Raw genomic sequence first — 13,213 nt, forward strand, 5'->3', positions numbered from 1 at the left:
AAATTACATGGAATATTGATGTTTATCGGATTTAAGGAAGAGAGTGAGTTGATAGAATATGCTATGTGGTTGTATATATCATGGATATTGTAGACAGACTTTAGCAAACATTGTGCATTGTATATGATGTATTAACTTAAATAATTATATGGGTGATTTGAAGTAAGGACTCAGTATGATTCAGTGTGTAGACTACAGTAGATTGAGCAGCACTTTCTATCACTGATCTCTTGTGAGCATATTACAGGTGCTAATATTAAGAGAGCTATGTTGATTGATTGCAAATTAACTAGTGGTAATACCAGATTTATCTCAATAGATACGATGCTTGTATCATGTAAAAACAAACATCCCTGCTTGATGTAAAAGAGTATTTCAAATATTTGAGAGTTTCATATTTAGTAAAATGTACGAGATATGGGCTTTATAACTAAGTTTATATTTGACACGAGTTTGGTCCTATCAGTACAGGTGTGAGTCATCATGAGATAACGTGTATTTATTTTAGTGTCATTGGGGTCCTTTGCCGTACTGCCTCATAGAGACAAATACCTGTAGCAACTGAGACGTTTAGTGAAGAAACATTACCATGCATAGGAATATAGATTAGTTCATTGCAGTGCTCAGATGTTAAACGCCTTATACCTTTGTCTTCCGCACCCATAATTAAAGCGATCGGTCCTGTCATATTACTTTGATAAAGAGTGCAAGTGGCTTTATCGGTTGTACCAATAATCCAGATGTTTTGTTGTTTTAATATGCGTATCGTGCGTGCTAAATTAGTGACATATACAAGCGGTATGTGTTCAGCAGAGCTACTGGCCACTTTTTGCACTGTAGAATTTAATTTTGCTGAATGATTCTTTGGTAAAAGAATAGCGTGAGCTCCTGCAGCATACGCGCTACGTATGCAAGCACCAAGATTATGCGGATCAGTTATGCCATCCAAGATTAATAAAAGCGGATTGTTTATTTTCGATAATAGAATGAGTAAGTGCTCTTCCTGGAACTGCTGCTTCGGCTGTACATAGGCTATAATCCCCTGGTGTACAGCACCATCCGATTGATCATCCAGTTTTTTTCGATGTACAATATTAATGCTGATGTCATGTATTTTTATTAACTGCAGAATGCGCTGCAGACGGATATTGTTATACCCTTTAATAACTAAAACTGTTTTAATCCTTTGCGGAGAGGTCTCCAGCATATCTTGTATTGGGTGAATCCCAAAAAGTATGTGACTCATATTATTAATGTTTGTGGTTATCGTTAAGGTATCAATTTTTAAACACTATGATCAATAATCAAACAGTAGTTTATGGTAGCATACCATATATCTTTGGTTTTTTACAGATAGAGATTAGACTTTGCGCTTTATCTTATATCATAATCTATGACGTAATTTTTATTGGTCAATTCCTTATTGCAGTTATAGGAAAGTTTTGATTTTTGACTGAATAATTTTTAAGACGTTATCATTGCAATATTATTGTTTTTTGGTTTTTTTTAAAAGGTCAGGGTATAGTGGTCATTTTATGACGATCATTCTCACGGAAATATAGTTCGGTGTATTTTTAAGATTGAGCGTACTATATGTATCTAGTATTTACTTGATAGTTTTACTTCTTTGCTTTTTATTTATTAAAATCAATTTTTTTTTCGGTTTGTGATTCTTCGCTGTTTCTTTTTTATGATGCATAGTTGAGCTGGTGTGTAAAGGTTTTGGTAAGGTTTTTTTTGTGAGTAATGTAAAAGTGATTTTACGTTCTTCTAGATGTACACTTTCTAAACATACTTTGACTATATCGCCGAGACGATAAACAGGTCCTCCAAGCTCTCCAATTAAACGTTGTCCAATAGGATCAAATCGATAATGGTGATTATCGAGCGTAGATACATGTACTAGCCCATCAATAAAAAGGCCATCAAGGCGTACAAAAAAACCAAAGTTAGTAACATTAGAAATCATGCCACTAAATATTGAACCAACTTGTGCTTGCATAAAGTCACATTTTAACCAGTCAGTCACATCACGCGTGGCTTCGTCAGCGCGGCGTTCGGCCATAGAGCAATGTTGACCAAATTGTAACATTTGCGATATTGTATAATGATACCCCCCCGTTGATGTATCGAGATTTTCTGATCCCTCTTTTATTGTTTCTTTCGCTAATAGATATTTAATAGTACGGTGTAATAAAAGGTCAGGATAACGACGGATAGGTGAAGTGAAGTGTGTATAAGAGGATAAGGCTAAACCAAAGTGCCCGCGATTTTCTAAATCATATACTGCTTGTTTTAGAGAGCGCAAGAGCATAGTTTGTATCATATCATGATCTGGGCGTCCGCTAATTTGTTTGAGTAGCGCTGAGTAATCTAATGGGCGTGGCTGGTCGCCACCGAGTAGGGTTAGCCCTAATTCATGGAGAACCAAGCGAAAACTTTTCACGTTGTCGTCTATCGGCCGGTCGTGGTCACGAAACAATGCTGGCTCTCTATGTTTTTCAACAAATCGTGCTGCTGCAATATTGGCTAGAATCATACATTCTTCTATAATCTTATGTGCATGGTTGCGCACCATTTGTTCAATACGCTCAATACGTTGGTTAACATTAAAAATAAATTTTGCTTCCACGGTATCGAACATAATGCCTCCGCGTTTTTCGCGAGATTTCTCGAGTGCTAAGTACATATAGTATAACTCATCTAAATGTGGTGTTAACGCTTCATAATATTGTCTTAGTTCTTTGTCACCGTTTATCACATTTCCCACGGTGTTATAAGTCAATTGTGCACAAGAGTTAATGACAGCTTCGTAATGCTTATAACTGACTAGTTCTCCATTGGAAGAAATACACATTTCACACACCATGCATAGACGGTCAACTTTTGAGTTAAGTGAGCACAGTGTGGTAGAGAGAATTTCTGGTAGCATGGGTACTACTTGTGAAGGAAAATAAACAGAAGTTCCGCGATTAAGAGCTTCAGCGTCTACAATGGTGCCGGGACGGACGTAATAACTTACATCAGCAATTGCAACCCATAGACGCCATCCTCCTTTTTTGATGCGCGTGCAAAAAACTGCATCATCTAGATCACAAGCATCTTCGCCGTCAATAGTGACAAATGGTAGATGTCGTAAATCCACGCGATTATTTTTGGCATGTTCAGGAACTTCTGTATGTAATAATGTGTTTGTCTGCTGTATTGTTTTTGACCAGATATAAGGAATATTATGAGTGCGTAATGCAATATTTATAGCCATCGTAGTGTCTATATTACTACCAAGCACTTCAATAATTTTACCTATTGCTTGATTACGGTATGTTGGACGTTGTGTAAGCTCTACTACTACTACGTCACCACTGCATCTACAAAGAACACTTTGATCACGAACAAGAATCTCGAACCTTAAACGATTGTCATCTGGAATGACATAATCTTTTTGAGCGTTTCGGAAGTATCTCCCTACGATATGCGTATGGCGTGGTGTAATCACACGAATCACACATGCTTCTCTGCGCCCTTTACGATCTGCTTCCATGCCTTGTGCAAGGATGATATCGCCGTGTAAACATAATTGCATCTGTGCCACAGAAAGATAAAGATCATTTTTTTGTCCTTCCACGCGTAAGAAACCAAAACCATCACGATGTCCAATCACTTTTCCTTCTAGTAGGTTAAGCGTTTCCGGTATGGCATAGCCTTGTCGACGAGTAAAAACTAGTTGGCCATCACGCTCCATAGCTCGTAAACGTCGTTTTAGTGCATCAATATTTTTTTTCCCATGAATCAGTAGTGCTTGTGCCAGTTCGTCACGACGTATTGGTTGTTTGCGTTGTCCTATATAAGCAAGTATGCATTCACGACTAGGAATGGGGTTATCGTATTTTTTGGCTTCGCGTTCCTGAAATAGGTCGTGTAACATCAATGTTTCTCCATTCTCATCTTTTCAGTTAAAGATCATTGATTTATTATGATATAGTACAACTGAAGGATGGTCTTCAGATAGAGTGTTTAAGGAGTATTCTTTCATTTTACGAAAATATTTGTTTATTTCTTCAGTACTCAGTGTGTTTCATTCTCTACTCAAAGCAGTATAGTATAATACATATATCCTATAAGTTTATTCATCTGAAGAGGTCAGTTTGCATTTGTCAGTCATACTGTCATCATACAGATGAGTGGTATGGCTGATTAAGAATATGATATATAGATGATAATGCTATTGCTTTAGAGTCCTACTAATCACTTTGGTCATATAAAGGATTATTAACTGATATTTTTAGTAGGTCTATGTATTTAGGAATGAACAATCAGTGTTTCAAATATATTTAGGAAGCTTCAGCTTATAGCATTCTTGTGATATGAGTTAGATCTCCAGTGAGATAACGCTTCTATTTTAGAATAGATTCAGAATCAAATGGGTTGCGGAGTATAATGGTTTCACTGCGATCTGGTCCGGTAGAGATGATATCAATCAGAACCCCTGTAATTTCCTCGATGCGTCGAATATAGTTAATAGCTTCTTGTGGCAATAAATCTAAACTTTTTATGCCATATGTAACAGTGTTCCATCCTGGTAGGATTTCGTAGATTGGCTCAATGCCCTCCCAGTTTTCAGTTGTGCATGGTGTTATGTGTACTTTGTTTCTATTTTTCATGCGATAAGCTACACATATTTTTATTTCTTTGAGTCCATCTAATACATCTAATTTAGTTATACATAACCCTGAAATAGAGTTAACTTGTATTGCTCTACGTATTGCTACCGCATCTAGCCATCCGGTACGTCGACGACGACCAGTGGTTGCTCCACACTCCTTGCCTTTTTTGAAAAGATATTCACCAGTGTGATCAAGTAATTCGGTAGGGAAAGGTCCTGCGCCTACACGGGTAGAATAGGCTTTTAGTACTCCTAGGATATATTCTATATCGCGGGGGCCTACACCAGTCCCAGGAGCTACCCCCCCTGCTGTTGTGGTGGAGGATGTCACGTATGGATAGGTGCCGTGGTCAATATCTAATAGCGTCCCCTGAGCCCCTTCAAAAATAATTCGATCCCCTTTTGTCTGTGCGTTCTCTAGTAGTTCAGCAACATCAACGGCCATACTTGTTAAGCGATCAGCTATACTCATGATGTTTTGAAGTACGGAATCGTAATCCACTGCTTTAGTTTTATAGTAATGTGTTAGCTGAAAATTATGATACTCCATGGTTATCTTTAGCTTTTCCGCAAACGTCTTTTTGTGGAATAAATCTCCCAGTCTTAGTCCCCGTCTTGCTATTTTGTCTTCATACGCGGGGCCAATGCCACGACCTGTTGTTCCAATGGCTCTTGGACCGCTTTGTTGTTCGCGCGCGAGGTCTAGAGCTACATGAAAGTCTAATACTAAGGGGCATGCTGTAGAAATAAATAGATGTTTGCGCACTACTCGCCCTTGTTTTTCTAAATCTTGTACTTCTTTCATGAGAGCAGAAGGTGATAGCACAACACCATTTCCAATCACGCTGATGACATTTTTATGTAAGATGCCTGAGGGAATTAAATGTAAAATGGTTTTTTTACCATTAATCATCAGGGTGTGGCCTGCATTATGCCCACCCTGGTAACGTACTACGTATTGAGCCCACTCAGTTAAAAGGTCAACAATTTTCCCTTTTCCTTCATCACCCCACTGGGTTCCAAGCACCACGACGTTTTTACTCATGTTACGCAATCACCTAATTCTTAAAAAATATTATCATCATGAATGTTCTTGTATATTGAATTATATTGAATGAGTTTTACATACAGCTTCTTGGCATACTAGTATGTTACTTTATTGCGCATTTTCAACCTCATTTATAATTCATACTGTAAAAGCATACTCTGAGAGGTTTTTTAAAAAACACGTTTCCTTTCTTTCTGATCTTTAAAGAATACACATTTATAATAGATATTATAGATATATCAGCGTCTCAGATATTGTAACTGTACCATAAATGTTGAATAAGTATATCACAAAACAGCGGCGAGGGCGTCGCATATACATGATATGTTATCGAGAGTAATGCCCGCTATGTTGACACGGCCTTCTTGTACTATATAGACTCCAAACTCACTACGTAGACGGAGCAATTGCTGCTGTGTGAGGCGTAATAAGGAAAACATACCGGTTTGCGTGGTCAGAAAATTAAAATCACCTTTTTTTATCTTTTTGTTGAGGTTTTGTGCTAATAATTGGCGCATTTGCTTTATACGTTGTCGCATAGTAGTGAGTTCCTGCTCCCATTGAGTACGCAGATCGTTATTTTGAAGAATGGTGACAACAACTGCGGCTCCATGTGATGGGGGGGTAGAATAGTTAGCTCGAATAGTGGATCTAATGCAACTAAAAACAGTATCAGCTATGGTGCTATGACTAGCAACAATGGTTAATGCACCTACACGTTCATTATATAGGCTAAAGTTTTTGGAATAGGAGCTACATACTATTAGTTCTGGATGTATAGAAGAAAAAGTACGTAGACTAGTGGCGTCTTGCTCTAAGCCCAACGAAAATCCTTGATAAGCAAAGTCAAAGACTGGTAGCCAACCTTTATCTAGGGATAGGTTAGCTAAATATTTCCACTGTGCTGTGGATAGGTCAATACCAGTGGGATTATGACAACAACCTTGTAAGAGGACTACATCGCCCGCACAAACAGCACTAAGACTCTCTATCATCGCTTTGAAGTCAAGACTGTTTTTAACCGCATCATAATACTTATATGTCACTACTTCAAATCCAGCCGCATAAAAAATATTATTATAGTTAGGCCAGCTAGGATTACTAATCCATATTTTTTTTGCATGACTTTGACTGGCAAGAAAGTCTGCTGTAATACGGAGTGCCCCTGTACCACCTGGTGTTTGTGCGGTACGTATACGTTTTTGAGTAATTAGCGGACTCAAAGGACCAAAGAGCAGCTCTTGAGTGTAGCGTCCAAAATGCGATAGACCTTCTATATTTAGATAGTGTTTTGTTATTTCATGTTCTAGAAGCAATACTTCAGCTTTTTTGACGCTAGCAAGCACAGGTGTTCTTCCGAAACTATCTTTATAAACCCCGATACCTAAATTAATTTTATTGTCGTGATTGTCTATGTGGAATAAATGGTTTAAGTCTAAAATAGGATCCCTTGGTGCTTTTTTAATTAGTTCAAACATTGTGTATAATCCATTAAAATATATATTACGTTACGTAATGCTTATTAATTTATAAAATTTATTATTCATGACTTTTATGTCATGTATGATGAATGGATTTCTGCATACAAGAAAGAATTAGTGTTTGTCTTGAAAGTTTTAGAGAGTCTGTTAATATTTTCGTTCAAAACGATGTATTATATAAAAGCCGGTGTAGTAAGCCCATAAGATTTATTATTAATAATCTTGAAGATCTAAGGCTGTGTGGAGCATGTGATATTCTAGCTTGAGATTGCCTTTTTAGATTTCTAGTATAGTTTAAATCCTAAAACTTTAATAGTTTTTCTATCGTATACTTTTGCATACCCTCTTCCATTCATGGTTTTTTATTCTATGAAAATAACTTATATATCACACGCATCTTTAATACGTTTAGATAAATCATTATAGATAGATCGGGAGGTTTTTCGATATTTTCTTGTAATTTAGTAAGTTGGTTTTCCAATTTTAATATACTAGAAAATAGTTTTCTGTTGTACGCATGAATGTTACGCTGTACGGTATGATTATGTATATGCCAAGAATGTTGATCTAGAGATAATAGTTTCTCATGATCTATAACACTTTGGTAATGTTATGGGTCCTTTTTGTAATCATCACGCAGACATATTTTATGTGTAGGTCTTGCAAGTGGAAAAGATTGCAATGAGGGTGAGTATTTCCTAGGGGGTTTAGAGCAATATGCATGAGTAATAATAGCTATATTAACATATTGTTCTATAATGACCAATGACATTCCTTGCCAGAATTTACAATATTGTAACTAGATAGAGTGGCATTGAGGAGACATGTATAATCAACTGGTTTTCTGATTTCCCCAAAAATCTTGATGCAATTTAAATTCAGTTTTTTTAGAAAAATATATGAAAGACGGATGGTAATAGCAGATTTCTAAAAAAATGAGAGACCCGTAGGGTCAATGACAAATTTTTCTGATATTTTACTATTCGTGTCACGTGAAATAAGCGTTATCTAAAAAAACATAATTTTTTATTGATGTTTTAATTGAGAGTGCATATTAAGAGTACAATTGAGGGTGATTTGAGTAGTAATATTGTTAATTATATTGATACATTTTATTAGGATGTCTTATCATTTTTTAATGTTTCTTTGCGTATAATGTATACATCTTTTACTAGTTGACGAGCGCTACTAGGTGAGTATTTTGTAGCGCAGGTATCTATAGGTGGTGATATCAAATAAAACACACCACCAGACTACCATAATGGTACGGTGGCATGGTATTACGGTAGTAATTTTTTAAAAGCATTGCACGTATAACATATTATAATATATGGGTACGATAGGATCGTAATCTATAGTGAGTATAGCGTATACTATAGCTTGAAGAGCTGATGTTCAGATTGAGTACTCTAAGGATGATTATGTGAGAATCTCAAAAAATATCTAAATTCTGAATATTGTAGGAAGGTATATAGGTTTGCCTCTCAAGCAATTTTTCCTAGTTTTGTACGATTGCGATTAATGAAAGATTAGTCGATGTACGACACTGTACATAATAACAGCAGCATGCTAGAAGTTATTATAGACGCAAGGGGCTTGAGCGTAGAAATCTCTTGTCTCTTTAATATTTTCTATTTGTGTAGGATCATATTAGAACATTGATTGCCATGATGTGGATTGCAGTCGTGTGAATGCCAGTACATTAAAGATATAGCGATATTTTTGTGTTAAGAGTTTAGTATATTGTCCTGTGTGCGATTTAACCTTTAGTCTAATGTGTAATATATTTAGCGTATTAACGCTTCTCAGCCTATTTAATTTTTCATTTATTTAGGCGCACTAGTGTGGTTGGGTTATGCAGTATATGCAAGGTATCATCAATGAGTATTCTTAAGAAAATATCTATTGTGGTTAAAACGCATAAGCATTTTTAGATAGTTTATGATTTTAATAACACCATCGATTTCTGTATTAAATTGTAGGTCATACTATAACAACACATATTTATTAATTTAATCATCTTCATAACAATTATGTCTTTTATATCCTTGCCAAAGTAAAGTGTTTTGAGAACAAAGTAGGTGGTGTTTGACTGAGCCAGTGTGACTAATTGTTTCGCTCATAATAGCAAGCATTAATGTGTTAAAATATTATACATGTGAGACACAATGGGTGTATGGTACAGATTATATCTCAGCTCATATCGCGATGTAGAGAGAGTAATAATGCTGTAGCGGCGCTCTCTAAGTAATTACCAATATTACCACTATGTAGATACCATACTACCTCCGTGAGGGGGTGTTGATCTTGTAACTTCATTAAGCACACTGATGTATAGGAAAGAGTATGAAAAGTTATGTATGTATTCCATCAGAAGGCCAGAAAATTCATTTTAAGAATGGAAAATTGGATATACCAGAGTATCCCATCATCCCTTTTATTGAGGGTGACGGTATTGGTATAGACATCTCCCCGGTCATGCGAAAAGTTGTTGACGCTGCGGTGAAAAAAACGTACGTTAATCAACGAAAAATAGTCTGGATGGAAGTGTACGCCGGTAAGAAGGCAGTAGATATATATGGCCAGGATGCTTGGTTGCCAGACGAAACTATCGCACTTATTAAAGAGTATCATATTGCCATTAAAGGACCTTTGACGACTCCGGTAGGAGGAGGAATTCGTTCTTTAAATGTTGCTTTACGCCAGTTGTTAGATTTGTATATTTGTCTGCGTCCAATACGCTATTACACGGGCACTCCTAGTCCTGTAAAATACCCAGAAAACATTAATATAGTGATTTTTCGTGAGAATTCTGAAGACATTTATGCCGGTATCGAATGGGCAGCTGGTACAAAAGAAGCAGATACCGTGATCACCTTCTTGCGCCAGAACATGGACGTACAGAATATTCGTTTTCCAGAGCAATGTGGCATTGGTATTAAACCTTGTTCAGAGGTGGGCACTAAACGTTTGGTACGCGCTGCTATTAAATATGCGCTGCACAATGACCGTGATTCTGTAACACTAGTGCACAAAGGTAACATTATGAAATTTACTGAAGGTGCATTTAAGGAGTGGGGATATCAGGTTGCGATAGAGGAATTTGGTGGTGTACGCATTAATAGCGGTACATGGGTGATGATTAAAAATCCAGATACTACTAAAGAAATTATAATTAAAGATGTTATTGCGGATGCGTTTTTACAACAGATATTACTACGTCCAGCTGACTATAACGTCATTGCGTGTATGAATCTCAATGGAGATTATATTTCAGATGCTGTAGCAGCACAAGTGGGTGGAATCGGCATTGCGCCAGGTGCTAATATTGGCGAACAATGTGCAGTGTTTGAAGCGACTCATGGCACAGCGCCTAAGTATGCTGGTCAGGATAAGGTTAACCCCGGGTCAATCATCCTTTCAGCTGAGATGATGTTGCGTTATATGGGTTGGACGGAAGCAGCGAATCTCATCATTACAGGTATGGAAAGAACAATTGCTTCTCAATCGGTGACTTATGATTTTGAACGTATGATGATAGGTGCCAAATTACTTAAGTGTTCTGAATTTGGTGAAGCTGTTATTGAAAACATGTGATTCTATACACACAAAATACAACCTATATTGAATCAATAAATATTATAGTGCATTAATGCATTATAAGTATCATGCGAACGCAAAATTTCTAATTCCTTATTTTAAGATGTTGGAATGTGCATTATTAAGCATGTATAAATTTTTTCAAAGACGGAATTATGTAGATTTTATAACGGATTTTATAATAGATTTTATGGTGTTTTCAGTTATTTTATTGAAAATTAGTATGTAAGCATTATAAGTATAATTAAAACTAAGTAACCGAAATACACCTTGTCTTAATCTAAAATAAAATATATTTTATATTTCAATATGAAAATATAGGATAGATGAACACTATGTCAGTGTTGCATAACACAATCCCACGTAAAGAGTTGCAGGCTCGCGTATTAGCAGAACCTGATGCTCGCATGACTGTTTCGTTCTATAAATATTTTACTCTTGATGACCCGTTCTCCTTCCGAGATGCTCTATATTTAGCTCTGTCTAAACTAAGGATTTTTGGACGCATCTACGTATCTCAAGAGGGAATTAACGCTCAGGTCAGTGTACCACATACTTTATATTCAAGCATGGAAGATATGCTATATGCCTTTCATCCTAGTTTTTCGGATTTACAGATGAATATCGCGTTAGATAATAACAAACAGTCTTTTTGGGTCTTGAGTATTAAAATACGTGCAAAACTTGTGGCAGATGGTATCACTGATACGAGCTTTAATGCAAGTGACGTTGGTGTTTATATAGACGCAAAGACAGTAAATAAATTACATGATGATGTCAATGCGATTTTTGTAGATATGAGAAATGATTATGAATATGCTATTGGGCATTTTCACAAGGCTTTGGCTATTCCAGGAAGAACTTTTCGTCAACAGTTATCAACAATAATTGGTATGCTGCAAGGCTATAAAGAGTATCCAATAGTTTTATACTGTACTGGAGGGATTCGTTGTGAAAAATCTAGTGCCTGGATGCGCTATCATGGATACAAGAATGTGTATCAAATTCAAGGAGGAATTATCAATTATGTTCATACAGCTCGTGCTCAGGGTTTGCAAGTATATTTTATAGGAAAGAATTTTGTGTTTGATAAACGCATGGCTGAATACGTTTCAGAGGATATTGTTGGCAGCTGTTATCAATGTGGTAAGAAAGATGATCATTACATCAATTGTCGTAATAATCGTTGCCATAAACTGTTTATTCAGTGCTTAACATGTTCTAAGAAGTTTAGTTATTTTTGTAGCAGGACATGTATGAACACATGGCTATATTATATAGAAAGGTCTTGAACCGCATGAGTTTATTATGTCAACATTCTATTAACTATCAGTAGATCTGATAAATCCTCATAATATTCCGATAAGTCATATATAGTAGCCATCTATATTAGGAAAATATCACAGGAAATTTTTGACTGATATTTTTTTAGAAAATGTGCTGTTTATCGTTCATAATAGTAATATAACATGGAGAATACTCATTGATCGTTTGATAGAACATGCATGTTATGTATGATAGATGTTTGGTTTCAGCATTCTATAAATAGTGTAAGTATTGAGCATGATGTGAACACATGGGACAGTGATAAAAAATTAAATCTATGACAGTGTGTATCCAGATAGGATATGAATGAGATTCATAATATAATAAATATTATAGCCATATCTCACCTATCCGCATCAAAATAAAAGTATGTAATTTTTATCCTTTAATCATCTACGCTATAGAATTTTTTGTATCGCCTAGGTAAGGATATAATAAAGAAATTTTATTATGGTTTGACTTTTTTCGTGTGGTTATGTCGTTTCTTCTTAACACCCTCTACATCAGAAAATCAATTTTAATATTTGTGAAGCTGATCGAAGGCAGTGAGAGTAGTATATTCTATGCGATATGTGTTATTTGCTTTCTATATATTAATATAATTAAATATATAACCTGTGTGTGTTTTGTGTGTAGATGCCGCAAGTATTAATCAGATTGGTTTATAAATTTTATGTTTTTATATCGCGAATTAATAGGTAATCCCGTGATGCTTGTATATCATGTATTAAGGTATACAGTCTTTTTGCAAACACGCTTTGTCAAGAAGCGGATTGAGTATGTATCATTTATTCTATGAGTTCCCAGAGACAACCTGCGATATTTGAGGTAGAGGAGTACGACAAAAATATCATACGACTGAAATTAGAAAGTATGACGGACAAGCATAAGTGAGACCCTAGCAATTATAAGCGTGTCTTGGCTGTACCCGCAAGAATCACGATCATATTGCATGCAAATAATAGTGTTTGAGATCAGAAATGGTTATGCTGTTATAGAAATGCATAGTGATGGTATTACTGCAAGTGATCACTGCTATTAGAAGATATGATAGATATCAAGACCTCGATGTCTCAGATGTAATGATTATTACCC

Annotated in this window: 7 protein-coding genes; 2 read left to right on the plus strand and 5 right to left on the minus strand. The window is 36.0% G+C overall.

The features are described from left to right. Positions 1-499: 499 nt before the first annotated feature. From rlmB to ERCIKOCA2762_RS03525, 5 genes are all read right to left on the minus strand, one after another. Positions 500-1,246: a 23S rRNA (guanosine(2251)-2'-O)-methyltransferase RlmB gene (rlmB, locus tag ERCIKOCA2762_RS00500; protein ID WP_157988280.1), complete on the minus strand. Its 747-nt coding sequence runs from the start codon at positions 1,244-1,246 to the stop codon at positions 500-502. 360 nt (positions 1,247-1,606) lie between these two features. Beyond that, positions 1,607-3,925 carry a ribonuclease R gene (rnr, locus tag ERCIKOCA2762_RS00505; RefSeq protein ID WP_157988281.1) on the minus strand — a complete coding sequence of 773 codons (2,319 nt, stop codon included), beginning with the start codon at positions 3,923-3,925 and terminating at the stop codon, positions 1,607-1,609. Between the two features lie 469 nt (positions 3,926-4,394). Continuing rightward, complete coding sequence (locus ERCIKOCA2762_RS00510; RefSeq protein ID WP_157988282.1) at positions 4,395-5,708, minus strand: adenylosuccinate synthase; 1,314 nt, start codon at positions 5,706-5,708, stop codon at positions 4,395-4,397. Between the two features lie 290 nt (positions 5,709-5,998). Then, positions 5,999-7,189, minus strand: a complete 1,191-nt coding sequence (locus ERCIKOCA2762_RS00515; RefSeq protein WP_157988283.1) for an amino acid aminotransferase — start codon at positions 7,187-7,189, stop codon at positions 5,999-6,001. Positions 7,190-9,385: 2,196 nt separating this feature from the next. Continuing rightward, positions 9,386-9,511, minus strand: coding sequence for a hypothetical protein (locus ERCIKOCA2762_RS03525; RefSeq protein WP_269472443.1), 126 nt, complete (start codon positions 9,509-9,511; stop codon positions 9,386-9,388). A 27-nt stretch (positions 9,512-9,538) separates the two neighbouring features. Here ERCIKOCA2762_RS03525 and icd point away from each other — a divergent pair, with 27 nt between their 5' ends. Both icd and trhO read left to right on the plus strand, forming a co-directional pair. Continuing rightward, positions 9,539-10,789, plus strand: coding sequence for an NADP-dependent isocitrate dehydrogenase (icd, locus tag ERCIKOCA2762_RS00520; RefSeq protein ID WP_157988284.1), 1,251 nt, complete (start codon positions 9,539-9,541; stop codon positions 10,787-10,789). 338 nt (positions 10,790-11,127) lie between these two features. Then, positions 11,128-12,084, plus strand: a complete 957-nt coding sequence (gene trhO / locus ERCIKOCA2762_RS00525) for an oxygen-dependent tRNA uridine(34) hydroxylase TrhO (RefSeq protein WP_157988285.1) — start codon at positions 11,128-11,130, stop codon at positions 12,082-12,084. The last annotated feature ends 1,129 nt before the right edge of the window (positions 12,085-13,213 follow it).

The organism is Candidatus Erwinia haradaeae, from assembly GCF_900698935.1.
Classification (GTDB): Bacteria; Pseudomonadota; Gammaproteobacteria; order Enterobacterales; family Enterobacteriaceae; genus Erwinia_E; species Erwinia_E haradaeae_D.